Origin of the sequence: Rhizobium freirei PRF 81, assembly GCF_000359745.1 — a bacterium.
Taxonomy (GTDB): domain Bacteria; phylum Pseudomonadota; class Alphaproteobacteria; order Rhizobiales; family Rhizobiaceae; genus Rhizobium; species Rhizobium freirei.
In genome coordinates, this window is record NZ_AQHN01000011.1 from 251,577 (window position 1) to 276,232 (window position 24,656).

At 60.9% G+C, this 24,656-nt stretch carries 25 protein-coding genes; 14 read left to right on the plus strand and 11 right to left on the minus strand.

What is annotated here, in order from left to right:
- Positions 1–9 precede the first annotated feature (9 nt).
- Positions 10–318, plus strand: coding sequence for a type II toxin-antitoxin system RelE/ParE family toxin (locus RHSP_RS05190; protein WP_004110088.1), 309 nt, complete (start codon positions 10–12; stop codon positions 316–318).
- A gap of 46 nt (positions 319–364) precedes the next feature.
- Here the strand turns inward: RHSP_RS05190 and RHSP_RS05195 are convergent, their stop codons facing one another.
- Together RHSP_RS05195 and RHSP_RS05200 are read right to left on the minus strand one after the other, a co-directional pair.
- Positions 365–850 (minus strand): peroxiredoxin, encoded by a 486-nt coding sequence (locus RHSP_RS05195; protein WP_004110090.1) that lies wholly within the window; start codon positions 848–850, stop codon positions 365–367.
- A gap of 85 nt (positions 851–935) precedes the next feature.
- The gene (locus RHSP_RS05200; RefSeq protein ID WP_037149789.1) at positions 936–1,775 is read right to left on the minus strand and encodes a protein-disulfide reductase DsbD domain-containing protein; all 840 of its coding nucleotides are present in this window, start codon (positions 1,773–1,775) and stop codon (positions 936–938) included.
- 139 nt (positions 1,776–1,914) lie between these two features.
- Between RHSP_RS05200 and RHSP_RS05205 the strand changes: the two genes are divergently transcribed.
- From RHSP_RS05205 to RHSP_RS05215, 3 genes are all read left to right on the plus strand, one after another.
- Positions 1,915–2,520, plus strand: a complete 606-nt coding sequence (locus RHSP_RS05205) for a YqgE/AlgH family protein (RefSeq protein WP_004110094.1) — start codon at positions 1,915–1,917, stop codon at positions 2,518–2,520.
- 84 nt (positions 2,521–2,604) lie between these two features.
- Entirely contained in the window at positions 2,605–2,796 is a 192-nt protein-coding gene (locus tag RHSP_RS05210; protein WP_037149700.1) for a CsbD family protein, read from the plus strand.
- A 137-nt stretch (positions 2,797–2,933) separates the two neighbouring features.
- Positions 2,934–3,989 carry a zinc-binding metallopeptidase family protein gene (locus RHSP_RS05215; protein ID WP_037149704.1) on the plus strand — a complete coding sequence of 352 codons (1,056 nt, stop codon included), beginning with the start codon at positions 2,934–2,936 and terminating at the stop codon, positions 3,987–3,989.
- A gap of 30 nt (positions 3,990–4,019) precedes the next feature.
- Here RHSP_RS05215 and RHSP_RS05220 read toward each other — a convergent pair whose 3' ends face one another.
- Genes RHSP_RS05220 through thrC form a run of 4 tightly spaced genes read right to left on the minus strand, consistent with a single transcriptional unit; the run spans position 4,020 to position 10,310 of the window.
- Positions 4,020–6,932, minus strand: a complete 2,913-nt coding sequence (locus RHSP_RS05220) for a sensor domain-containing phosphodiesterase (protein ID WP_004110099.1) — start codon at positions 6,930–6,932, stop codon at positions 4,020–4,022.
- A complete protein-coding gene (locus RHSP_RS05225; RefSeq protein WP_037149708.1) occupies positions 6,929–7,543 on the minus strand; it encodes a GNAT family N-acetyltransferase in 615 nt (204 codons plus the stop codon). The genes RHSP_RS05220 and RHSP_RS05225 overlap by 4 nt, the downstream gene beginning before the upstream one ends.
- A gap of 50 nt (positions 7,544–7,593) precedes the next feature.
- A complete protein-coding gene (locus RHSP_RS05230) occupies positions 7,594–8,892 on the minus strand; it encodes a M16 family metallopeptidase (protein ID WP_004110103.1) in 1,299 nt (432 codons plus the stop codon).
- Positions 8,893–8,912: 20 nt separating this feature from the next.
- Positions 8,913–10,310: a threonine synthase gene (gene thrC / locus RHSP_RS05235; protein WP_037149711.1), complete on the minus strand. Its 1,398-nt coding sequence runs from the start codon at positions 10,308–10,310 to the stop codon at positions 8,913–8,915.
- A 313-nt stretch (positions 10,311–10,623) separates the two neighbouring features.
- Here thrC and RHSP_RS05240 point away from each other — a divergent pair, with 313 nt between their 5' ends.
- Positions 10,624–11,244 (plus strand): hypothetical protein, encoded by a 621-nt coding sequence (locus RHSP_RS05240; protein WP_004110110.1) that lies wholly within the window; start codon positions 10,624–10,626, stop codon positions 11,242–11,244.
- Positions 11,245–11,354: 110 nt separating this feature from the next.
- Here the strand turns inward: RHSP_RS05240 and RHSP_RS05245 are convergent, their stop codons facing one another.
- Both RHSP_RS05245 and RHSP_RS05250 read right to left on the minus strand, forming a co-directional pair.
- On the minus strand, positions 11,355–12,047 hold the full coding sequence (locus RHSP_RS05245; protein ID WP_004110113.1) for an HAD family hydrolase: 693 nt from the start codon (positions 12,045–12,047) through the stop codon (positions 11,355–11,357).
- Between the two features lie 343 nt (positions 12,048–12,390).
- Complete coding sequence (locus tag RHSP_RS05250; protein WP_004110116.1) at positions 12,391–13,116, minus strand: ArsR/SmtB family transcription factor; 726 nt, start codon at positions 13,114–13,116, stop codon at positions 12,391–12,393.
- A gap of 72 nt (positions 13,117–13,188) precedes the next feature.
- Between RHSP_RS05250 and RHSP_RS05255 the strand changes: the two genes are divergently transcribed.
- The 3 genes from RHSP_RS05255 to RHSP_RS05265 all read left to right on the plus strand — a co-directional run bounded on the left by RHSP_RS05255 (position 13,189) and on the right by RHSP_RS05265 (position 15,151).
- A complete protein-coding gene (locus RHSP_RS05255) occupies positions 13,189–13,518 on the plus strand; it encodes an NIPSNAP family protein (protein WP_004110119.1) in 330 nt (109 codons plus the stop codon).
- Positions 13,515–13,862: an antibiotic biosynthesis monooxygenase family protein gene (locus RHSP_RS05260; protein WP_004110121.1), complete on the plus strand. Its 348-nt coding sequence runs from the start codon at positions 13,515–13,517 to the stop codon at positions 13,860–13,862. The genes RHSP_RS05255 and RHSP_RS05260 overlap by 4 nt, the downstream gene beginning before the upstream one ends.
- A 158-nt stretch (positions 13,863–14,020) precedes the next feature.
- Positions 14,021–15,151 (plus strand): site-specific DNA-methyltransferase, encoded by a 1,131-nt coding sequence (locus RHSP_RS05265; RefSeq protein ID WP_004110123.1) that lies wholly within the window; start codon positions 14,021–14,023, stop codon positions 15,149–15,151.
- A gap of 258 nt (positions 15,152–15,409) precedes the next feature.
- Here the strand turns inward: RHSP_RS05265 and RHSP_RS05270 are convergent, their stop codons facing one another.
- From RHSP_RS05270 to mutY, 3 genes are read right to left on the minus strand one after another with little or no spacing between them, the layout of a single operon-like run.
- The gene (locus RHSP_RS05270; RefSeq protein ID WP_004110125.1) at positions 15,410–15,775 is read right to left on the minus strand and encodes a nuclear transport factor 2 family protein; all 366 of its coding nucleotides are present in this window, start codon (positions 15,773–15,775) and stop codon (positions 15,410–15,412) included.
- A 3-nt stretch (positions 15,776–15,778) separates the two neighbouring features.
- Entirely contained in the window at positions 15,779–16,393 is a 615-nt protein-coding gene (locus tag RHSP_RS05275) for an HAD family hydrolase (RefSeq protein WP_037149715.1), read from the minus strand.
- Positions 16,394–16,396: 3 nt separating this feature from the next.
- Positions 16,397–17,518 carry an A/G-specific adenine glycosylase gene (gene mutY, locus RHSP_RS05280; RefSeq protein ID WP_420820086.1) on the minus strand — a complete coding sequence of 374 codons (1,122 nt, stop codon included), beginning with the start codon at positions 17,516–17,518 and terminating at the stop codon, positions 16,397–16,399.
- Between the two features lie 98 nt (positions 17,519–17,616).
- On the opposite strand from mutY, the gene RHSP_RS05285 reads away from it, so the two are divergent.
- The 6 genes from RHSP_RS05285 to RHSP_RS05310 all read left to right on the plus strand — a co-directional run bounded on the left by RHSP_RS05285 (position 17,617) and on the right by RHSP_RS05310 (position 24,607).
- Entirely contained in the window at positions 17,617–18,111 is a 495-nt protein-coding gene (locus RHSP_RS05285; protein WP_004110128.1) for a DUF721 domain-containing protein, read from the plus strand.
- A gap of 85 nt (positions 18,112–18,196) precedes the next feature.
- Positions 18,197–18,421, plus strand: coding sequence for a type II toxin-antitoxin system RelB family antitoxin (relB, locus tag RHSP_RS05290; RefSeq protein WP_037149722.1), 225 nt, complete (start codon positions 18,197–18,199; stop codon positions 18,419–18,421).
- Positions 18,405–18,677, plus strand: a complete 273-nt coding sequence (locus RHSP_RS05295) for a type II toxin-antitoxin system RelE family toxin (RefSeq protein ID WP_037149725.1) — start codon at positions 18,405–18,407, stop codon at positions 18,675–18,677. The genes relB and RHSP_RS05295 overlap by 17 nt, the downstream gene beginning before the upstream one ends.
- A 181-nt stretch (positions 18,678–18,858) precedes the next feature.
- Positions 18,859–19,548, plus strand: coding sequence for a DsbA family protein (locus tag RHSP_RS05300; protein WP_004110132.1), 690 nt, complete (start codon positions 18,859–18,861; stop codon positions 19,546–19,548).
- A 132-nt stretch (positions 19,549–19,680) separates the two neighbouring features.
- Positions 19,681–23,142 (plus strand): chromosome segregation SMC family protein, encoded by a 3,462-nt coding sequence (locus RHSP_RS05305; protein ID WP_004110133.1) that lies wholly within the window; start codon positions 19,681–19,683, stop codon positions 23,140–23,142.
- 139 nt (positions 23,143–23,281) lie between these two features.
- On the plus strand, positions 23,282–24,607 hold the full coding sequence (locus tag RHSP_RS05310) for a hemolysin family protein (RefSeq protein WP_004110134.1): 1,326 nt from the start codon (positions 23,282–23,284) through the stop codon (positions 24,605–24,607).
- Positions 24,608–24,656: the final 49 nt, after the last annotated feature.

Here is a 24,656-nt window from a genome sequence, read left to right on the forward strand (position 1 = left end):
GGCCATTGAGTGCCTCGGCTTCGCTACACAGCCGCGGCGCAAGATAACATCCTTGATATTCTCGTATTCATAACGCACCAAAGCGGCAGCCAAAAGGTCGCTTTGCAGTTCACTGGCCAACTACGCCAAAAGTGCGCAAATCTTGCGGCCTTGCCGGGTCAAATGGGTCGCCCGCGGTCGGAGCTGAGAGATGATATGCGCAATTTCGCCTTCCGTGGTTACGTGATCTTCTTCCGCTATATCGATGATGCTTTCGAGGTTTTGAATGTGCTCGAAGGACATCGCGATTTCGATACCCATTTCAACGGAGAAGAATAAACAAAGAGCGCCTCTAAGGCGCTCTACATTTTCCAGCTAAATAATCTTACAGCTGCTCGATCATCGTCGCAGCGCCGGAAACCGTCGCCTGGCCGGGGCTTTCCTCGATGTTCAGCGTCTTCACCACGCCGTCTTCCACCAGCATGGAATAGCGCTTGGAGCGGACGCCGAGGCCACCTGCGGAGAGATCGATATCGAGGCCGAGCGCCTTGGCGAAGGAGCCGTCCCAGTCGGCGAGGAAGTGGATCTTGCCCATACCGCCCGAGGATTGCGCCCAGGCGCCCATCACATGCCAGTCGTTGACAGAAATGACGGCGATGTCGTCGACACCCTTGGCAAGGATGGCGTCGCGATTTTCCAGATAGCCCGGCAAATGGTTGAGCGAGCAGGTTGGCGTGAAGGCGCCGGGAACGGCGAAGAGCACGACACGCTTGCCGGCAAAGAGCTGCTCGGTGCTGATCTCGACCGGGCCGTCGGCGGTCTTTTCCTTGAAGGTGGCGGCAGGCAGTTTATCGCCGATTGCGATGGTCATGGCTCTCTCCTTGGGACAGGATTTCGGGGGCGCTTGAACCGCCTCCGATTGGACGGAAATTATCGGGCGGAACTATAGATCCGGCCTATTTGAACGCAAGGGTGGTTTCCATGGCGCGGTCGCCGTCGACGACCAGAACGCCCCAGGTCTTGCCCTTGATATCGTAGTTCTTCGGCAGCTTGCCGATGGCAATATCGGTGGAGTAGGCGGTGCCTTCCCGCTTCGCATTCGCCTGCTGGAAGAACACATAGCCCGCAGGTCCGGTGACATAGACCGCCGGGTCAGCTCCGGCCGCTTCCGGCAAGGTGAGATGCAGCGAGAGGCTTTGAGCATCCGCCGAAAGGCTGTGGCTCTGAACGGTGAAATCGGAGGATGGCGCCTGCGGCAGCGACGCGTTTGCCGCGTCCAACAGGGCCAACTCATGTGCCGTTGGTTGCTCGCCCGCCGCCAGCGACAGGGAATATTCCGCCTGGAACGGGATGCAGATCTCTTTGCAGAGGCCGATGAAGGCGGTCAATTCCAGCTTTTCCGGCGGCTTGCCCTCGACCTTGAAATCGAGCGGCAGCGTTACCGGCGCGTCGTAGCCGATCTCATGGATGTTACCGACGATGATCTGCTTGGGAATGGGATAGCCGGCCTTCTCCAACGTGACCCTGCTTTCGGGCTTGAGGGTAACCTGCGGCGGAATTCCGCTCTGGCCCGGTTCGCGCCAATAAGTGATCCAGCCGGGCTGCGGTTCGATCTGCAGAGCGGCGCGGATGTGGCCCTGCGCGTCCGGCGCCAGCGCCACAAGGCGCATGCGGCCGCCCTGGTTATCAACCCAATCGCTCATCGCGGCATGGGCGGGAAGGCCGAGGCAAAGAGGGACGGCAAGCGCTGCGGCCGATAGGGTCGAGAGGCGGGTGAAGGTGGCAAATCCGATCATGAAAACAGGATTTAACGGATCGGGCGCAATGGAGCCAGCGCCGCATAAACAAGAAATGATCATTTTCAGTTGATTGATTTATGACATTGCCCCATCTTGTTTTTAGCGGTGCATTTATGAACTGCGGTCAGGAGGCACGATGTCCCTATCGACGCTGAAGAATAGACGCGAAAGAGGTTTTCTTGACGGTCAGTTCCTGATCGCTATGCCCGGCATGGAAGATCGGAACTTCAATCGGACGGTCATTTACATTTGCGCGCATTCCGATGCCGGGGCCATGGGCTTTGTCATTAACCGGCCGCAGAAGTTGACATTCACGGACGTCCTTTTGCATCTCGACATGATCAAGGACGACGATGCCATCGTCCTTCCGGCGGACGCCAGGGATTTCCCGATCCAGACAGGCGGTCCGGTCGAAAGCGGCCGCGGCTTCGTTCTGCATTCCGACGACTATCTCAGCGACAGCAGTATTCCGGTCAGCGACGATATCAGCCTGACCGCGACACTGGACATCGTGCGGGCCATCTCCAAGGGAAGCGGCCCGAAACGGGCCACTATGCTACTCGGCTATGCCGGCTGGGGGGCTGGGCAGCTCGAGGCGGAGATCGGCAACAATGGCTGGCTGAATTGCCCGGCAAAGGAGGAACTGATCTTCGATCGCAGCCTCGACAACAAGTATGAACGTGCCTTGGCCCTGATGGGAATCAATGCCGCGATGCTGTCGCCGCATGCGGGTCACAGCTGAGCCATTTCGGAACGAAATAGCATTCGTCACGTTTCCAGGAAGCAGCAACGGCAATACCGCCGTGCCAGCCAAGGAGGCGTAGACATGAGCAGCACGACCGACAAGGTATCTGGCAAGGTGAATGAAATTGCCGGCAAGGCCAAGCAAATGGCCGGCAAGGCGACGAACGACAAGGAAATGCGCGCCAAGGGTGCCGCCCGGCAAGCCAAGGGCAAGATGCGGACCGCCGTCGGCAAGGCCAAGGATAAGGTCAAGGGCGCCGTCGATCGGATGTGACCGGCTGCTCGTATTTGCCAATCCGTCCTCGCTGCGCCGTTTGAGTTGACATTGTCGCAGCGGATGCTGGGAGGAAGAGCCTGTTACGGAAACGTGGCAGGCTCTTTGCCGTGGCCGACATATTTTGCGAGGAGAGCATGCGGCTTTTCACCTGCGACCATTGCGGTCAGCCTGTGCATTTCGACAATAGGCAATGTATCCGCTGCGGTCATCAGCTCGGCTTCGTTCCGGATCGCCTGGCGATCTTTGCATTGGAAGCCGATGACGGTTCGACATGGCATCTCGTCTCCGAACCGGAGCAGCACGCCCGTTTCTGCGCCAATGCGGAGCTCGACATCTGCAACTGGCTGATCGATGCGGGCGATCCGCAGCCCTATTGCACCGCCTGTCGTCACAATCGCCTCGTGCCGAACACCGACACGGAGCAGGGCATAGATCGCTGGCGACGCATCGGGCAGGCGCAGCGTCATTTATTCTATTCCCTTCTGCGCTGGAATCTGCCGCCTCCCGATCGGATGGAGGATCCCCAAGGCGGGCTGGTGTTTGATTTCCTGGAGGATGAGGTACAGGGCAACACGGTCGTCCCGGCCATGACCGGCCACGAGGAAGGGCTGATCGCCATTCGTGCCGCCGAGGCTGACGATGTGACGCGCGAACAGGCGCGCACCTCGATGAACGAGCCTTACCGCACATTGCTCGGTCACTTCCGCCACGAGACCGGGCATTTCATCTGGAACAAGCTGGTCCGCGACCGCGGCCAGTTCGATGCCTTTCGTTCCGTCTTCGGCGACGAGCGTGCCGATTATGGCCTGGCGCTTCAAGCACATTATGATAACGGCCCGCCTGCGAACTGGCAGGAAAGCTTCATCAGCGCCTATGCAAGCTCCCATCCCTGGGAGGACTTTGCCGAATGCTTCGCGCATTATCTGCATATCGTCGACACGCTGGAAACGGCGCGTTCCTTCGGTCTGGCGATCGATCCCTATCGCTATCACGACATGGCCGTAGAAGTGGATTTCGATCCATATAAAGCCGAAAGCGCCGAACAGCTCGTCAAAGCCTGGATCCCGTTGAGCGTGGCGATCAATTCTATCCAGCGCAGCATGGGGCAATCGGATTCTTACCCCTTTATCCTCTCGCCGCCGGTGGTCGGAAAGCTCGACCATATCCGCGAGCTGATTGAAACCGCATGATGTCCCGTCGCCTCAGGCGAGGACTGTCATCTAAGCGCGCCTCGTCAGCGGAAAGCGTTCCTTGAGCAGCCTGATCACCGAATCCGACCCCATCGGCGGGCCGAAGATGAAGCTCTGGCCGTAGGTGCAGCCGATCTTGGCAAGCTCAAGCGCGTCCTCTTCGGATTCGATGCCTTCGGCAACGACCCGCATGTTGAGTTCGCGCGCCATGGAAATGACCGAGCGCAGCAGCACCGCCTTCTTGTCGCTGTCGTCGCGGACCATCGCCTTGTCGAGCTTGATGGTGTCGAAGGGGAAACGGGTGAGATAGGCCAGCGAGGAATAGCCGGTGCCGAAATCGTCGAGCGCCAGGCCGATGCCGGCGTCGCGCAGCTTGTCAAGCACGAGCCGCGCTTGTTCCGGATTCTCCATCACCTGCGATTCCGTCAGCTCCAGCTTGATCCGGTGCGGATCGCAATGGGTCTTGGCGAGCAGGGCGCGGATATCGTCGTAAAGCTCGTTGTTGAGCAGCTGGACGCTGGAAAGGTTGATGGAGACGAACAGCGGCAGGTCGCCGGTCTGTCGCTGCCATGCCTTCAGATCGTTGGTTGCCTGCTCCAAGGCGAACATGCCGAGCGGGCCAATGATGTCGGAAGCTTCGGCGATCGGGATGAATTCCGACGGCGGAATATTGCCGCGCTTCGGATGCTCCCAGCGCATCAGCGCCTCGAAGCCCGCGACCTCAGCATCTTCCAGCCGGACGATCGGCTGATAGACGAGCGAAAGTTCCTTGCGCTCGACGGCGCGGCGCAGGTCTGTTTCGAGCTGCAGCCGATCGGTGCCGAAGCTGCGGAAGGCCGGCTGGAACGGCTCGACGCGATTTCCGCCGGCGCGCTTGGCGCGGTACATGGCAAGTTCAGCGTCGCTTAGCATACCGGCTGCATTTTCCTGCTGGTCGACCCATGATGTCAGGCCGACCGATGCGGTCAGGATGATTTCGCGATTGGCAAAATTAATCGGCACCATGATCGCCTTGCTGATCGCATCGGCAAAGTCGGCGACCTTGGCCGGATCGCGTTCGGACACAAGGATGAGACCGAACTGGTCGCCCGAAAGGCGTGCCAGCGTATCCTGGGGTTTCATCAGCCGGCGAAGGCGTCTGGTCAGCGCAATCAGGATATTGTCGCCTGCTGCAACCCCGAGCGTGTCGTTGACAAGCTTGTAGCGGTCGATGTCGATGACCATGACTGTCGGCCGCAACTGATTTCCATCGGATGCGAGCGTCAGAACGGACTGCAGGCGGTCGAGGAAGACCTGGCGGTTCGGCAGTCCGGTCAAATTGTCGTGGACTGCATCATGCAACAGCCGTTCAACCGAATTCTTCTGCTCGGTGATATCGACGATGGTGCCGACGCAGCGGATGATCTCGCCGTTCGACCCAAGCACCGGTCGGGCGCGGATCGACAGCCAGTGGAAGTGCCCATCCTCCGCGCGAATGCGGAATTCGTGGTTCAGCCGGCCGCGCCGATGCTCCAAAAGCACATCGAGCGTAGCGCGGAAACGATCGCGGTCGTCGGGGTGCAGCCGCGGCAGCCAGTTGCGCGCCGCGCCATGCATGGTGCCGGGCGAAAGGCCGAGCTTCATCGAGATATCGGGCGTCGTCACGACGCGGTCGCGCGCCACGTCCCAGTCCCAGACGGTGTCGCCGGAGCCGGTGAGCGCCAGGGATTGCCGCTCCAGATCCGAGAACAGGCCTTGCTGGAAGGCGCCGCCGGCAAAGGCATGCTGCATGACGGTGAAACCGATCAAGAGTACGATCAGCACGAGGCCGCCGCCGAGTGCCGGCTGGATAATGTCGTTGTCGAGTTTGCCCATGACCGTCATCCAGGCCCCGAACAGCCAGACGAGGATCAACGCCCAGGCGGGCACGAGCAGGATGGCGCGGTCATAACGGCTGAAGCCGAGATAGATGATGAGCAGCAGGCCAGCCGTTGCCGTCAGCGCCAGCGATAGCCGCGCGATACCGGCCGCAATCGACGGATCGTAGATCGCCACGCCGAAGAGCAGGGCAAGACCGAGGACCCAGGCGAGCGTCACATAGCCGAGATGGGCATGCCAGCGATTGAGATTGAGATAGGTGAACAGGAAGATCACAAGGCTCGACGCGAGCGCCACCTCCGCACAGGCGCGCCATATTCGCTGATCGCTGGACGTTATGCTGATAAGCTTGCCGAGGAAGCCGAAGTCCACGCAGATATAGCCAAGCACCGCCCAGGCAAGTGCCGCCGTCGCCGGCAGCATCGAGGTCCCCTTGACCACGAAAAGGATGGTCAGGAACACCGCCAGCAGGCCGGCGATGCCGAGCACGATGCCGCGATAGAGCGTGAAGGCGTTGACCGTGTCTTTGTAAGCATTCGGTTCCCAGAGATAGAGCTGCGGCAGGTTCGGGGACGAAAGTTCGGCAACGAAGGTGACGACGGCGCCGGGGTTCAGCGTGATGCGGAAAACGTCCGCCTCGTCGCTTGGCTGTCGGTCGAGCGCAAAGCCTTCGCTCGGCGTGATCGCGACGATGCGCTGCGAACCAAGATCGGGCCAGAACACCTTGGAATTCACCAGGCGGAAATGCGGGGCGACGATGACGCGCTCGAGCTGCTCTTCGGAAACGTTGGCCAGCGCAAAAACCGCCCAGTCGCCCTGGTGGTTCGCTGAAGACGATCGGACCTCGATGCGTCGGCGAATGCCGTCGGCGCCGGCAGCGGTCGAAACCTGGAACGCTTCACCTTGGTTCGTGTAGATTTCCGTCGTCGCCGTCAGATCTAGAGCGGTATCGTCGCGCGAAATCTTCACGGGCTCGGCTGCGTGCGCGATTCCGGCAATCAGCAACAGCATGGTGGCAGCAAGCGCTGCGATCAGCGCGCGTAGCTGCCCGGCCATGAGCCTCGTCTGCATGAATCCGGCGATCATCGCTGGTCGTTGCTTTGATTCGGGCCGGCGTCGGCTGCCAGCCTTGAAAACATCACATGGTCGCGCCACTGACCGTTGATTTTAAGATAACCGCGCAAATGACCTTCCCGCTGGAAACCGGCTTTTTCCAAAAGCCGCATGCTACGCTCGTTATCCGGAATACAGGCTGCTTCAATACGGTGCAACTCAAGTCCGGAAAAGATATAGGGTATAACCAACTGAAGTGCGGCGAACATGTGGCCCTGACCGGAATAGCGCTCGCCCATCCAATATCCGATCATGCAGCTCTGTGCAGCACCGCGGCGAATATAGCCGATCGTGATGCCGCCAACCAGCGTCATGTTTTCCCTCAGAAATATGAAGAGCGGTATGGCTTGGCCGGAATTATATTCCTGCTTGCCCCTGATGATACGCGCCCGGTAGGCGCCCTCCGTCAGCTCGTCATGCCGCCATGTCGGCTCCCAGGGTTCCAGAAAGCGCCGGCTTTCGGCCCTCAGCCTGTGCCACTGGTTGAAATCGGAATAGCGCGGCAGTCGCAGCAAATATGTGTCGTCTTCGAGTTCAACCGCGTCCGGATGACGTGAGAGAAACCGAAAGACAGATTTTTGCATGCCGCCAAGCACTCCCCCGAGAATTGAACCCATTGGCTTGCGGCGTGCCCCTAGCCGCTCGCGCTTTTGGAGGCAGGCGCGGGTGACGACAGCGACGTGACGATGTCTTCCATCGGTGCAAGCTGTTCCAGCGGCCCGATCGCCGAAAGCGTCGGTACTGTATCGAAGAACAGCCGGCCGGCAAGATCCGTCAGCCGGTCGATCGTGATGCCTTCCAGGCGCTCCAGCATCTCCTGGTTCGGGATGGGCCGACCATAAAGCATCATCTGCCGTGCGACCTGTCCGGCGCGGGCGGCCGGGCTTTCCTGGCCCATCAGCAGCTGCGCGCGGATCTGGGCGCGAGCGCGCTCGATTTCCTGCTGCTGGATGTCGTGGGACGATTTTCGCAGCTCGCTCACGATGACGGGCAGCAATTCCGGCAGGTTCTCGCCGCCGGTCGCCGCATGAATGCCGAAGATGCCGGTATCGGAGAAGCCCCAGTGGAAGGCATAGACCGAATAGCAAAGGCCGCGGAACTCGCGCACTTCCTGGAAGAGGCGCGAAGACATGCCGCCGCCGAGAATATTGGCGAGGATCTGCGAACAGTAAAAGTCGCGCGTGTGATAGGCACGGCCTTCGAAGCCGAGCAGGATCTGCGCATCCATCAGGTCGCGCGTCTCGCGGATATTGCCGCCGATATAGCGGGCAGGCTCGATAACGGGCGGTACGGACGGTTTCGTCGGCAGGCTGGCGAAACGCTCCTCGACCTGACGCACGAAGCTTTCGTGATCGACTGCGCCGGCTGCCACGACGAACATGCGGTCGGTCGTATAGTTGCGGTCGAGATAGTGGCGAATCTGTTCCGGCGAGAAGGAGACGACGGTCTCCGGCGTGCCGAGGATGGCGCGGCCGAGCGTCTGGCCGCGATAGGCGACCTCGGAAAACTTGTCGAAGACCACGTCGTCGGGCGTGTCGTTCGCAGCGTTGATTTCCTGTAGGATGACCTGCTTTTCGCGCGCCAGTTCTTCGTCTTCGAAAGCGGACTCGGTCAGGATATCGGCAAGAATATCGACGGCGAGCGGCACATGGTCCTTCAATACGCGGGCATAATAAGAGGTGGTTTCGGTCGAAGTGGCGGCGTTGACTTCGCCGCCGACATTCTCGATCTCCTCGGCGATCTGCCGGGCGCTGCGCCGCGCCGTGCCCTTGAACGCCATATGCTCGAGCAGATGGGCGATCCCGTGTTCTGCCTCGGTCTCGTTACGCGAACCCGACTTGATCCAAACGCCGAGTGCCACGCTTTCGAGGTGTGGCATCGATTGGGTCGCTACTGTCAGCCCGGACGCAAGCCGGGTGCACTCCACTGTCATCGCCTGTCTTTCCGCGTCTGTTATTCGCCGGCCCGGGCGCGCTTGCCGATAAAGTCTTCAACGGCCTTAAGCTCCGGATCGAGAATGTCGAAACGCTCCTCCCTGGTCATCAAGCCAGCAAGCCACGTCGGAAGCGCCGGGTCAATACCGGATGCGGATTTTACTGCGGCAGGGAATTTTGCGGGATGCGCGGTGGCGAGCGTCACCATCGGGCTCGTCGCGCGCTCGTTCTTCTCGGCGACGAAGGCGCCGATCGCCGTATGCGGATCGAGCAGATAGCCCGTATCTGCAAGCGTCTTGCGAATGGTCTCGGCCACCTGCTTCTCGCTGGCGCGGCCAGCGCGGAAGTCCTTCTTGATGAACTTCTGAGCCTCTTCGCTAATCGAAAAGCCGTTCGACTGCTTCAGGCTCTCCATGGCGGCGCGCACCTTGGAGGCATCGCGGCCGTTGGCTTCGAAGAGCAGCCGTTCGAAGTTCGAGGAGATCTGGATATCCATCGACGGCGAAGTGGTGGCCTTCACTTCGCGCATTTCGTAGCGGCCGGTCTTCAGCAAGCGCGCAAGGATATCGTTCTCGTTGGTGGCGATGACCAGACGCTCGATCGGCAGGCCCATGCGCTTGGCGACGTAGCCGGCGAAAATATCGCCGAAATTGCCCGTCGGCACCGTGAACGAGATCTTCCGGTCCGGGCCGCCGAGCGCGACGGCTGTGGTGAAGTAGTAGACCACCTGCGCCATGATTCGCGCCCAGTTGATCGAATTGACGCCGGACAGCCTGACCTTGTCGCGGAAGGCGGCATCGTTGAACATGGCTTTGACGAGGTTCTGGCAATCGTCGAAATTGCCCTTGACCGCCAGTGCATGAACGTTCGCCGCCGTCGACGTGGTCATCTGGCGCTGCTGGACCGGCGAGACCTTGCCATGCGGGAAAAGGATGAAGATGTCGGTGCGTTCGCGGCCGGCAAAGGCGTCGATCGCCGCACCGCCGGTATCGCCCGACGTGGCGCCGACAATGGTTGCCCGTTGTCCGCGCTTTTCCAGCGCATAGTCCATCAGCCGCGCAAGCAGCTGCATGGCAACGTCCTTGAAGGCGAGCGTCGTGCCGTGGAAGAGCTCCATGACGAAGCTGTTCGGTCCGGTCTGGACAAGCGGCGCCACGGCTGGATGACGGAAGGTGGCGTAGGCGTCGTCGATCATGCCGCGGAAGACATCCGCCGGGATCTCGCCATTGGTAAAGGGCGACAGGACGGCGAAAGCGACCTCCTGGTAGCTCTTGCCGCGAAAGGCACGGATTTCCTTTTTCGTCAGCGTCGGCCATTCACGAGGAACATAGAGCCCGCCATCGCGAGCAAGACCGGCCAGGAGGGCGTCGCAGAAGCCAAGGGCAGGGGCTTCTCCCCGCGTTGAAATGTAGTCCACGGTTTAGAATTCCTTTGGTCGCAAAATTGCCTGAGTGATCGATTGAGAGGGTAGATGAACGAAGCGACGGTGGCCTGTCTTTTTGCGTCGGATCAGCCGCGTGGTTTTCGCGTTTGCGCAAGGCGCGTGGGATCGGCGCCAAGTGGCGGCTGTTTCTGGCAATCTGTCGATCTCGAAAAGTGAGCCAAAACGGTGTCTACCCAATCGATTTTTCGCTGCGTCGCTGGTATAGACCATCGCCAAGTGTCATAAAAGGCCCGTTTGACAGGCTGCAGGCCGATAATGTGAAATATATGGAGAGGGTGGAATAATAGTGTTTGGCAAGGTTTCGCGTCGTCTTTTCTCCGTTTCGCTTCTGGCATTGCTGACGGGTTGCAGCACTCTGGGTATCGGCGGCAACAATGACAAGCAGCCGGCAACGGATGTAACCGTTGCGCCGCAAGCCGGCGCTCCGAGCGCCACGCCGACGGGTGGTCAGGCCTATGTCGCCGGCAAATGCCCCCAGGCGACCATCCTCGACGAGAACTCGGTCTATCGCACCTACGCCAAGGGCGCCAAGGACGATCCGAAGCAACTGACCTACCAGGCCTCCTTGGCAGAGGCGACCCGCCAGTGCACGAGCGATGGCACCAGCCTCGGCATTCATGTCGTAGCGCAGGGGCGTCTGGTTGCCGGTCCGATGGGCAGTTCTGGCAAGGTGACCCTGCCGATCCACGTCGCCGTCATGGACAACGACAACGCCCTTTACAGCAAGACCTTCAACTATGTCGCCGAGATCCCGCCGGGCGAGACCACCGCGCAGTTCCTCTTTAGCGACGACGATATCCAGGTTGCCGGCGGCTCCGGTGGCTTTACGATCGTGCAGATCGGCTTCGACCAGGGACCGCAGAAGCCTGTGAAGGGCGCAAAACCGGTACGCAAGAAGCGCCACTAAAATATTCGATCGTGGCCGCTGCGCAGAGGCGCTCGGCCGCGAAAAGTTGAAAAGAAAAGGCCCCGCCGATCAGCGGGGCCTTTTCTTTTAGGCCGTTGAGGCAATCGGTCTTAGAGGACGCCTTCCCATTCGGCGAGCGCCATGACGACGCCCGGCAGGTCTGTCATGCGGCTGATCACGGTTTCGGCGCCGGCATCGGTTAGACGGTCGGCGTGAGAAGGATAGGTGTGCGATGCGCCGGTGAAGCCGATGACGCGCATGCCGGCGGCACGCGCCGCCTGGACGCCGTGAATCGAATCCTCGACGACGATCGTATTGGCCGGGCTGACGTTCATCTGCTTGGCACCGTGCAGGAAGATGTCCGGCTTGGGCTTCACCCGGTCGGCGCCGAGGTCTTTGGCGGAGTAGATATGCGGCGCAAACAGGTTGATGTAGCCGACCTTCGTCAGCATCATGTCGAGGCGGGCGGAGCTGGAATTCGAGCAGATGCAGCGCGGCATCGGCAGTCGCGAAAGCGCACCCGGCACGCCGGGGATCGCCTGAACATCCTTGGCGAGCTTCAGATCGAGCAGGGCCTCTGATTTGTCGAGCAACGAAGCCGAGAGCGGGATGCTGGCCTCACGCTCGACTTCGAACAGGATGTTGCGCCATGTCATGCCGGCGAAGCGCTCGCCCATTTCCTCGGTGCTGATCGGGTAGCCCGCATCGGTCAGCAACTTCGACTCGACCTCTGCTGCGATGATTTCCGAATCGACCAGAACGCCGTCACAGTCGAAGATGATGAGATCGAAGCCATTGCTCATGAAAATTGCTGCCCTTGATGTGGCTGGGTTCGGCACGCTCCAGGAAAACCACTGGTATTTCGGGACATGCTCTGAAAAACGACCGTCGGCCTTTACACGATACGCCGACAAAGCTCAACCAGTTGGCGGGCATGGCTGGACTGCAATTAGCGAAAAGGTCGAAACGCCTGACAGACGTGATGTCGGTTGCGTCGTCTCTCTCGATTTCGAGGAGGTATGTGCGGTCGCCGAAATGCGGGCCGCACGCGAAGATCTCGCGTTGACGTGCTCGACTTATCCGTCCGTATTTCGGAAAAACAATGAGATAGAGCGGCTCATGGCTTCAGTGTGGGGTGAGGGCGCCCTAGTGCTTTTCGTCCAGTTCAGGTTTCGGCTTGCCATCGCCTATCTCAAGGGGAAAGAGCGCCAGGAAACGGCGCTCGCCCTCGGGCGTGAAGAAGATCGAGCGGCTGTTTTCGGTTCGCCGCGCCCAACCCTTGTCGAAGAAGTTCGAAAGCAATGCCTTGCCGAGGCTGCCGGCCAGATGCGCGCGCCGCTCGCTCCAATCCAGGCAGGACCGGCAAAGCGGGCGGCGGCTCGACCGCAGCCCGGAAACATCGATGCCTATCGATCCCAAATGCTTTTCGCCCCGGGCCGTCAGGTTCAGGCCTTCTCCCATGACGGAAATAGCGCCGGCCTCAACCAGGCTGTCGAGCATGCGCACGCCATAATCGCCGGCCAGATGGTCGTAGCAGATGCGTGCCTTGCGCAAGGCCGGTTCCTTCGGGCCGGGGCGATGGCGCAGATGCCCGCGGCTTGCGGCAAAGCCCATGATGCCCTCGAGCAGCTTGCCAACGCGGTCGTCAGCCAGCGTGAAATAACGGTGGCGACCCTGCTTGCGCTGTGCCAGCAGGCTGCCCGCTTCGAGCTTGGCAAGATGGGCACTGGCCGTCTGCAGGGTTACGCCGGCCGCAGCCGCCAGTTCCGTCGCCGTGAGCGCGCGGCCGCCCATCAGCGCCGTCAATATGTTCGCTCTTGCCGGATCGCCGATCAGCGAGCCGATCTGCGCTATGTCTGGACCTTCCTTCATACTTCGATCGTAACCGAAGCATCTCCGCTCTGCAACGTGCGAAAACACCCCCGTCAGCAAAGGAGAAAGCCAATGATCACCTGTTTCATCCGCTATCAGATCGATCCGTTCAAGCAGCAGGAATTTGCCGAATATGGCAAGGCCTGGGGCCAGATCATCCCGCGCAACGGTGCCGATTTGATCGGTTACTTCGCGCCGCACGAGGGCTCGCTGACGACGGCCTATGGTCTCTATAGCATCGAGAATCTGGCCGCCTACGAGGCCTATCGAAAGAGCCTCGCCGCCGACCCGTTGGCGCAAGCCAATCTCGATTTTGCCCGCCGCGAGCGTTTCATCTTGCAGGAGGATCGTATTTTCCTGAAAAACGTATCTCTGCCACATGCTCCGAGGGTATCGCCGTGATCGCAGTTATTTTCGAAGTCGTCCCGCATCCCGACGAACGTCAGCACTATCTCGACATTGCCGCAAGGCTGCGCTCCGAACTCGAAACGATCGATGGCTTTATCTCCATCGAGCGCTTCGAAAGCCTGAGCCAGCCAGGCAAATTCCTGTCGCTTTCCTTCTGGCGCGACGAGACGGCCGTTCGCGAATGGCGAAATCGAGAGGCCCATCGCGCAGCACAGACGGCAGGCCGAAAGACGGTATTTGCCGATTATCGGCTGCGCGTGGCGCAGGTCCTTCGCGACTATGGAATGATGCAACGGGATGAAGCGCCCGACGACAGTCATGCCGTGCACGACGTCTAGGACGATTCAGCAGGATAACGCCGTTCAGCGAACATGAATTCCCGGGGGGCTTCCTCCGGAATTTGGAAAATATGCCGCCGATTTAGCCTTTGGTAACCAAGTTAGGTAACCATAACACTCAGTTAAGAGCATCGAGTCAGCGTAACAGCGAGTATCAAATGGCGTCAGTTTTCCCGCTTGCCGACCTCAGGAAATCTCCAGCTCCGGGGTCCTGGATCGACACGATCATCAAGGGCGATTGCGTGGCCGCTCTTGAGGCACTGCCCAATCAATCCGTCGACGTCATCTTCGCCGACCCACCCTACAATCTCCAGCTTGGCGGCACGCTGCATCGTCCGGACCAGTCGCTCGTCGACGCCGTCGATGACGAGTGGGACCAGTTCGCCTCTTTCGAAGCCTATGATGCCTTCACCCGCGCCTGGCTGCTCGCCTGCCGCCGCGTGCTGAAGCCGACGGGCACGATCTGGGTCATCGGTTCCTATCACAACATCTTCCGCGTCGGCGCGACGATGCAGGATCTGAACTTCTGGATCCTCAACGACATCGTCTGGCGCAAGACCAATCCGATGCCGAACTTCAAGGGCCGCCGCTTCCAGAACGCGCATGAGACGATGATCTGGGCAAGCCCGAATGCCAAGGCCAAGGGCTATACCTTCAACTACGACGCCATGAAGGCCGCCAATGACGACGTGCAGATGCGCTCCGACTGGCTGTTCCCGATCTGCAGCGGCAATGAGCGGCTGAAGGGCGACGACGGCAAGAAGGTGCATCCGACACAGAAGCCGGAAGCGCTGCTTGCCCGCGTCATCATGGCCTCGTCCAAGCCCGGCGACATCATTCTCGATCCCTTCTTCGGATCGGGCACGACGGGCGCCGTTGCCAAGCGTCTCGGCCGTCATTTCGTCGGCATCGAGCGCGAGCAGGACTATATCGATGCTGCAAGCGCCCGCATCGCCGCCGTCGAGCCGCTCGGCAAGGCGGAACTGACCGTCATGACTGGCAAGAAGGCGGAGGTCCGCGTCGCTTTCAACGTTCTGATCGAGAGTGGCCTTATCAAGCCCGGCCAGGTGCTGACGGATGCGAAGCGTCGCTACAGCGCCATCGTGCGCGCCGACGGCACCGTCGCCTCGGGTGGCGAGGCCGGCTCCATTCATCGCCTCGGCGCGAAGGTCCAGGGCCTTGATGCATGCAATGGATGGATGTTCTGGCATGTCGACGATGGGCGTTCCCTGCGTCCGATCGACGAACTGAGAGCCATCATCCGCAGCGATCTGGCGAAGGTGGAGTAGTCGCAAGTCACTAGCTCAAGCGAGCCCCGTTGCAAACCGCCCCACGGTTTCCGGGGTGCGCCTCTGGCCTGATCGACATATGCGTCTTCTTCCGTCGTGTACCTCCAGTTAGGGAAGAAGGCGAGACGCCCAGGGCTTTACCGACGAAACATACGGTAAGGCCCTGGGCGTCTTTGGTTTTAAGAGTCTAAGCTCCACCTCTTTGTTTTCTAGCAATTCCGGACGGAAAACCGCTTCGCACTTTTCCTCGAATTGCTCTTAGAATTCCTGATAGTCGGTGACGTCGACGCGCACGACGCGGCCGTCCTCGTCGAAGGTGATCGTTTCCTCGCCTTCGCGGATCAGCGGCTGGCCCGTCTTGCTGTTGGTGGCGCGAACCGACCAGACGGCACGGCCCGAAAGCGGCGTCAGCGTCTCGACCAGCGAGTTGGACGCCGTCTGATCGGGATACTTGTCGAAATAGCCGCGGAAGGCCTCCATGATCGCGTCTCGCCCGGCAAGGCTGCCGACGCCGTTGGAGACGTAGGTGGCGTTCTCCGCGAAGAAATTCTCGATCGCCTCATAATCGAGACGATTGATCGCCTCATGGAATAGCTCGATGCGTTCTGCGGGATCGAAAATCATCGTTCAAACCTTTATGCCATAGGCAGCGAGATCGCTGCGCAGCTTCTCGGTGCCGGTGAAATGGATCGCATGCCAGCCGGCAGCGCGTGCGCCTTCGACATTCGGAAGCGAATCGTCGATGAAGATCGTCGCGGCCGGGTCGAGGCCGAAACTCCTAGCATGGGCATCGTAGATGGCAACATCCGGTTTGATCAGCCCGATATCGCCCGATACCGTGACGCCGCGCGGCTTGGCGAGGAACGGATAGCGCACTTGCGCCTCGCGAAACGTGTCGGAAGCGAAATTGGTCAGCATAGTCACATCGCGACCCTCTTCGATCAGCTTTTCCATGATGGAGACGCTGTCTTCATAGGCGTGCGGAACCATCTCGTGCCAATGCTTGCGGAAGGCGCGGATCTGCTCTTCGCGTTCCGGATGTTCGGCAATCAGCAGCGCCTCTGCCTCTTCCCAGGTGCGGCCGCGATCCTGCTCGATGTTCCAGTCATGCGTGCACACATTGGCGAAGAACCATTCGCGCTCGGCGGTGTCGGGAATGACGCGGCTGTAGGGAATGTTCGGATCGTAATGGATGAGGACCTTGCCGATATCGAAAACGATATGCCGTATTTCCGTCGTCATGAGTCAGTTCCTGATTTTCTCTTGCCTGATTTTTTCTGGGATGCGCGTTTTTGCGAACGCATTAGGAATAGCTTGAGCGATCGCTTTTTTCATGACTGTCGGCAAGGCCTGCTCTTCAAGATTTGCAACCGGCGCCCACCATCCGTCATGGCTGCCCTTCTGCAAGATCGACTTGGCTCGCCAGATCGACAATCTCAGCTCGAAATGCGTGAAGACATGCGTCACGGTCCCTGCCGGCTGCCAGTCGGCGGGGAAGGGGGCCGCCTCGATGCCGGTCTCGCCGTCGATACGGGCCGTCCAGCCCGTTGTCGGTACTTCGGCCATCCCGCCGAGCAGACCGCTTTCGACACGCCGGCGCAGAAAGATTTCGCCCTCGTCGTTGACGGCAACGAAGGCGGCACCCTGTCGCACAGGCTTGTCCTTCTTGGCGGCCTTGACGGGAAAATGTTCGGGATCATGCCCGGCCAGCGCCTGACACGCTCCGTTGAAAGGACAGAGGGAACAGACCGGGCGCTTCGGCGTGCAGATCGTCGCGCCGAGATCCATCATCGCCTGGGCAAAGTCACCCGGCCGGTCGGCAGGCGTGAGCCGCGCGACTTTCTGCTTCATCAGCGGCTTGGCGGCGGGCAGGGGCGTCGAGATCGCATAGAAGCGCGAAATGACACGCTCGACATTGCCGTCCATCACGGCTGCCTGGCGATTGAAGGCGATCGCCGCAACGGCGGCAGCCGTATAATCGCCGATACCGGGGAGCGCCCGCAGGCCGTCCTCGGTATCGGGGAAGCGGCCGTCATGATCGGCAGCGACCGCCTCGGCGCACTTCTTCAGATTGCGGGCGCGAGCGTAGTAGCCGAGCCCCGCCCACGCCGCCATAACGTCATCGTTCGGCGCGGCCGCCAGATCGTTGACCGTCGGCCAGCGTTCCAGGAATTTCGCGAAATAGGATTTGACCGCCGGCACGGTCGTCTGCTGCAGCATCACTTCCGACAGCCAGATACGATAGGGGTCCGGCTTGACGCCGCGCGCTGCCATCGGCGGCGAGACGCGCCAGGGCAGGTCGCGGTGATGGCGGTCGTACCAGGCAAGCAGCGATGCGGCCGTTGGGGATGCTAATGTCGTGGTCATGATTTGCCGCATTGAGGGGAAGTGCTCTATACTTGGCCAAGCTGCATCGGGCGATCAAGGTCCCGAATGCACAAAGCGTGTGCCGGAACCCGATTGCGATGAGTTATCCCCGAAAAGGCGAGAAGCAGATATCCGAGCTGACCAACGGCATCGTCGATCCCGTGCTGGCGAAGCGCGCCGGCATCAATACGACATTGCTCGGCTGCTGGGACGAGATCGCCGGCGAGGATTTCGCCGATTGTACGCGGCCGGAAAAGATCGCCTGGGCCAAGCGAAGCGGCCCCGGAATGGACGACCGCTATCAGCCGGGCGTGCTGACGATCGCCTGCGAGGGCGCCCGGGCGCTCTTTCTCACCCATGCTCAGGGAGAGCTCATCCAGCGCATTAACAGCTTCTTCGGCTTTCATGCGGTTCATCAGATCCGCATCGTGCAGAAGCCGGTTTCGGTGGCATCCAAACGCTCCCGCACGCCCCCGCCGCTGAAGGGTGAAGCGGCGCGCAAGCTTGCGGGAATGATGGAAGGTATCGAGGACGAGAAGCTGCGAGCCGCCATCCAGAGGCTGGGCACCGCCATGGTCTGGAAGCGGCGCTAGGAGGCAGTGGCACTGGGCTATCGAAATGGATTGGTATATCGATATTCAGGATGCTATACTTGTATAGCAAATGGAGTTGAATGTGATGTTGGCCCTTAGGCTTCCGCCGGAAATTGAAGCAAGACTAGACGAGCTCGCCAAGCGAACAGGACGCAGCAAGAGCTTTTATGCGCGCGAAGCAATCCTCGAACATCTTGATGATCTTGAGGATATTTATTTGGCCGAAAAGCGCCTGGAAGAGTTTCGCCGCGGAGAGGGCGATACAGTTTCGCTGGCCGAACTGATGGCGCGGTATGGCTTGGCGGATTGAGTTTCAGCGGGCAGCGGAGCGCGAGCTAGAGAAGTTAGGGCACGAGGTTGCCCAGCGGATTCTTAGATTTCTTTATGACCGCGTCGCGAAGCTGGATGATCCTCGTGCAATCGGAGAAGCGCTGAAGGGTTCGGAGCTCGGCGATTTCTGGAAATATCGAGTGGGGGATTATCGAGTGATCGCGCATATCGAGAATAGCGCCGTGCGGATCCTGATTGTTCGAGTTGGGAATAGACGCGAAGTCTACCGAAAGTAATTCAACATGCGCATTCGCTTGCGTTCGTTGATTTGAGGCGGATGCGACGACAATTTTGGCTCTTTGTCTTTGCCAGGTCACAATTCTTTGAAGAAAGTTGGTCAAGCGTGCCTTGTTAGCGGCAACCAGCCGTTATATCGCATGAAACATTCGAAGACCTCTTTCAACGACGGGTGACTCTATGCCGATGTCCGACTTGCTCTTGACCAAACGCCACCTGCTGGGCGGTTCCGCCGTTGCAGCCCTTTCCGTGGCGTTCGCTGCCTTTGCCGACACCGCATCCGCCGCGTCCGGCGACGACGCCATTCCTCCGTCGGATGGCAATGTCGACATGAACGACGTGCTGAAGCCCGGCCCGCTGCCGGAAATCGCATTCGGCAAGGAAGATGCCCCGGTCAAGATCGTCGAATATATGTCGCTGACCTGCCCGCATTGCGCGCATTTCGCCGTCACGACCTTCGATACGATCAAGCAGAAGTATGTCGATACCGGCAAAGTGCGCTTCATCATCCGCGAATTCCCGTTCGATCCGCGCGCGGCGGCCGCCTTCATGCTCGCCCGTTGCGCGCCGCAGGAACAGTACATGCCGATGGTCGAAATGCTGTTCAAGCAGCAGATCGCCTGGGCTTCGCCCGATGTCGACGGCCGCGCCGCATTGCTGCAAATGTCGAAACTCGCCGGTTTTACTGAGGATAGCTTCACGAAATGCTTGACGAACCAGAAGCTTCTGGATGATGTCAACTCTGTACGTGAACGCGCAGCCAAGGATTTCGGCGTCAACGCAACGCCGACCTTCCTCATCAATGGCAAGCGCTATGCAGGGGACATGTCTATTGGTGCCATGTCGAAGCTTATCGACAGCCTGCTCTGATCCGCGCCTTTTTGAACCACAGGCGGGCGGCCATGGTCGTGCGCCTGTGACGCACTTCTCTACGTACGAGCCTATGGACGCCGCCTCGGCATCCCTAACCTTCTCCTTCAGAAGGAGAAGGGGGCATTCCCTATGAAGTTCAACAGGCTTCGACTCGTCGGTTTCAAATCATTCGTAGAGCCGGGCGAATTCGTCATCGAGCGTGGCCTGACCGGCGTCGTCGGCCCGAATGGCTGCGGCAAGTCCAATCTCGTCGAGGCCCTGCGCTGGGTGATGGGCGAGAATTCCTACAAGAACATGCGCGCCTCCGGCATGGACGACGTCATCTTCTCCGGATCGGGCAATCGTCCGGCGCGCAATACCGCCGAAGTCGGCCTTTACCTCGACAATAGCGACCGCACCGCGCCCGCCGCCTTCAACGACAGCGACGAGATCCAGGTGACGCGCCGCATCGAGCGCGAGCAGGGCTCGGTCTACCGCATCAACGGCAAGGAAGCGCGCGCCAAGGATGTGCAGCTTCTCTTCGCCGACGCTTCCACAGGTGCCCGCTCGCCGTCGATGGTCGGGCAGGGGCGTATCGGCGAACTGATCCAGGCGAAGCCCCAGGCACGACGTCAGCTGCTGGAAGAGGCCGCCGGCATTTCCGGCCTGCATTCGCGCCGTCATGAGGCCGAGTTGCGCCTGCGCGCCGCCGAAGGCAACCTCGAGCGGCTGGACGATGTGACGTCGCAGCTCGAGAGCCAGATCGAGAGCCTGAAGCGTCAGGCGCGCCAGGCGAACCGCTTCAAGATGCTCTCGGCGGATATTCGCGCCCGTGAAGCGATGCTGCTGCATATCCGCTGGGTGCAGGCCAAGGAAGCCGAAGCCGAGGCCGATAGCGCGCTCAACCAGGCAACCGTGCTCGTCGCCGAAAAGGCGCAGATCCAGATGGAGGCGGCAAAGGCGCAGGGCATCGCCAGCTTCAAGCTGCCGGAACTGCGCGATGACGAGGCGAGGGCTGCCGCCGCCCTGCAGCGGCTGCAGTTCGCCCGCAATCAGCTGGAAGAGGACGCCAACCGCATCCTGCGCCGTCGCGACGAGCTGACCCGGCGGTTGGCGCAGCTGGCCGAGGATATCCGCCGCGAGGAGCGCCTTGTCGCCGACAACGCGTCCATCCTTGCCAAACTGGACGCGGAAGATGCCGATCTTGCCGACATTCTTGCCGATTCCGGCAGGCTTGCCGAGGAGACGCGTCTTGCCTTCGAGGAAGCCGCCGCCAAGCTCGCCGACAGCGAGCGGATTTTTACCGCCCTGACCGCAGAACGTGCCGAGGCTGCGGCTGCCCGCAATCAGCTGGAGCGCGCAATTCGCGATCTTGCCGACCGTAAGATGAGGCTGGAACGCCAGGCCGACGAGGCAAACCGCGAACTTGCCGCCATCGACGAGAAGATGGCCGATCTGCCGGATCCGGGCGAAAAGCGCGATGTGGTCGAGGCAGCGGAAAACGTCGTTGCGGATGCGGAAGGCGAGATCCAGCGCATCGAAGCGGTTCTTGCCAAAGCGCGCGAAACCGAGGCTCTGTCGCGCGGACCCGTCGAGCAGGCGCGGGCGCGTCTGAATGCGCTCGAAACCGAAGCACGCACCATTTCCAAGATGCTGGCGGCGGGCGATACGTCGGGCGCCTTTTCACCTGTTGCCGAAGAGCTGCGCGTCGACCGCGGCTTCGAGACTGCTCTGGGTGCCGCCCTTGGCGACGATCTGGAATCCTCGCTCGATGCCCAGGCGCCGGTCTATTGGTCCGACAATGGCAGTGGTGCGGGCGACCCAGCGCTGCCCGGCGGCGTTGCGCCGTTGATCACCCATGTCGGCGCGCCGGCGGCGTTGACGAGGTGCCTTCGTCAGATCGGCATCGTTTCGGTCGAGGACGCGCTACGGCTGATGCCGGAGCTGAAGCCGGGACAGCGGCTGGTGACCAAGGATGGCGCCGTGTTCCGCTGGGATGGCCATGTGACCGGTGCCGATGCGCCGAGTGCGGCTGCCTTGCGGCTGGCCCAGAAGAACCGTCTCTCCGAGCTGGAAGCCGAAGCTGAGCTCGCTCGCGATGTGCTTACGGAGGCTGAGGAGCGCCTTTCGGCAGCTGCGGATGCGATCAGGGGCGAAGAAGGTCGTCTGGCCACCGCCCGCGATGCCAGCCGGCTTTCTGCCCGGCATCTGGCCGAAGCGCGGGAAGCCCTGGCTGCTGCCGAGCGGGCCTCCGGCGATCTTATCCGCCGCCGCGACGTGATCGCCGAGGCGGTCAGCGGGCTGCAGGAGCAGCTGGAAGATGTGGCGATGCAGGACGAAAATGTCCGTATCGAACTGAAAGATGCGCCGGATCTTGAGGCCATTGATCTGAGACTGCGCGACCAGCAGGCGGAGGTCGCAACGGATCGCGGCGCGCTGGCTGAAGCCCGTGCCCGTCACGAAGGTCTGAACCGGGAAAACGAGGCGCGGCAGCGCCGCATTCTGTCGATCCGGCAGGAGCGCGACACCTGGCGCCAGCGCGCGGCCAGCGCCGAAGAACATATCCAGACGCTGCGTGACCGCGAAGAGGAAGCGCGTGACGAGGCTTCCGAGCTCGATCTCGCTCCGGATGAGTTCGACGACAAGCGCCGCGCCTTGATGAACGAGCTTCAGAAGGCCGAGGATGCCCGCCGTCAGGCCGCTGACCGCCTTGCCGAAGCCGAGGTCGTTCAACGCGAGGCTGATCGCCACGCGGCGACCGCGCTTTCCGAACTGGCCGAAAGCCGCGAGAAGCGCGGGCGCATCGAGGAGCGGCTGGTGTCTGCGCGCGAGCGCCGGCAGGAAAGCGAACTGCGCATCCGCCAGGCCCTCAATGTCGAGCCGCATGAGGCCATGCGCCTGACCGGCCTGTCGGCCACGCAAGGCGTGCCGGATCTGCGCGAAGTCGAGCGCGAGCTGGAGCGGTTGAAGATGGAGCGCGAGCGCCTCGGCGCCGTCAATCTGCGCGCGGAGGAAGAGAGCAAGGAGCTGACCGAGCGGCTGCAGGCACTGATCAAGGAACGCGACGACGTCATCGACGCCATTCGCAAGCTCCGCGGAGCGATCCAAAGCCTCAATCGTGAGGGCCGCGAACGCCTTATCGTCGCGTTCGACATCGTAAACGCACAGTTCCAGCGGCTATTCACGCATCTTTTCGGCGGCGGCACGGCCGAACTGCAGCTCATCGAATCCGACGATCCGCTGGAAGCGGGCCTGGAGATCCTCGCCCGCCCGCCGGGCAAGAAGCCGCAAACCATGACCCTGCTTTCCGGCGGCGAGCAGGCGCTGACGGCCATGGCGCTGATTTTCGCCGTGTTTCTCACCAATCCCGCGCCGATCTGCGTTCTGGACGAGGTGGATGCACCGCTCGACGACCACAATGTCGAGCGCTATTGCAATCTGATGGATGAGATGGCGGCCTCGACCGAGACGCGCTTCGTGGTCATCACCCACAATCCCATCACCATGGCCCGCATGGATCGCCTCTTCGGCGTGACCATGGCCGAGCAGGGCGTCTCGCAGCTCGTCTCCGTCGATCTTCAGACGGCCGAGCGGCTGCGCGAGATCGCCTGAGACCCTTTCCGCCCAGAATGGAAGAAAACTGTTCCAATATAGACAAGAAATTGCCGCCTCGGCTGCCGTACAGCCGGAAAGCGTGATAGTTTCGTTTTCGATCAACAACATGTGGCGCTAATCCGCCCGGAAGGGAAGTATGTCTGGATCTGGTGGCGGTATTTTCGATTTCCTCGGAATACTCGCCGTGCTGCTGCTCGTTGCCGCCAACGGTTTTTTCGTTGCGGCTGAGTTTTCTCTCGTTTCCGTTCGCCGCAGCCGCGTGACGGAACTGGTTGCCGAAGGGCGGATGAACGCCAAGGCGCTGCAGAGGGCGGTCGATAATCTCGACGCGAATCTGGCGGCCACACAGCTCGGCATTACGATTTCCTCGCTCGCGCTCGGCTGGGTCGGCGAGCCCGCACTCGCCCACCTTCTGGAGCCGCTTCTCGATTTCCTGCCCGGAACATGGGCCGCAGCCGGATCGCATGCCGTCGCCGTTGCCATTTCCTTCATCATCATCACGGCGCTTCACATCGTGCTCGGCGAACTCGCGCCGAAGAGCCTGGCCCTGCAGCGCAGCGAGGGCACGGCCCTTGGCGTGGTGCGCCCGCTCGGCCTTTTCCTCTTCCTTCTGCGCCCGGCGATCACGGTTCTGAACGGCCTTGGCAATCTCGTCCTGCGCCTCTTCGGGCTGCGTCCCGGCGCGGGCGAGGGCTCGCTGCATTCTCCCGCCGAGATCAAGCTGCTGGTCGCTGAAAGCCAGGAAGCCGGTTTGTTGGAGCAGGCCCAGCAGGAGCTGGTCGAGCGCGTCTTCAATATCGGCGACCGCGATGTGTCGAACATCATGACGCCTCGGCTGGAGGTCGAATGGATTGATGCCGACGATCCTCCGGAGGAAATGCAGAAGACCATCCGCGAGAGCCGTTTCGAGCAGCTCCTTGTCGGTCGCGGATCGATCGATGAGCCGATCGGCATGATCCTGAAGAAGGATCTCCTCGATCAGCTTTTGAACGGCGAGCCGCTGAATCCGATGGCCGTCATCCGCCAGCCGCTTGTTGTCCACGAGTCCACGGCCGTCTTCAAAGTGCTCGAGAATTTCAAGCGCGCGCCCGTCCGCCTCGCCATGGTCATCGACGAATATGGCAGCCTGGAAGGCATCGTCACGCAGACGGACCTCTTGGAAGCGATCGCCGGCGATCTGCCCGACATGGAAAACGAGACGCCCGATGTCGTCGAACGCGCCGACGGATCGCTGCTGATGGAAGGCATGATGCCGGTCTATGATGCCTTCGCGCGGCTCGGGTTGCGTGTGGGCGAGGAGGATGTCAATTTCCATACGCTTGCGGGCTTTGCCCTCTACCAGCTCGGCCATCTGCCCGAAGTCGGTGAAAGCTTCACCTTCGGCGGCTGGCATTTCGAGATCGTCGATCTCGATGGCATGCGGATCGACAAGATATTGGCGCAGCGAGAAACGCAATCCTAGGCGCCGATTCGGATCAATCGATTGAAATATGAGGCCTGTGCACCATATT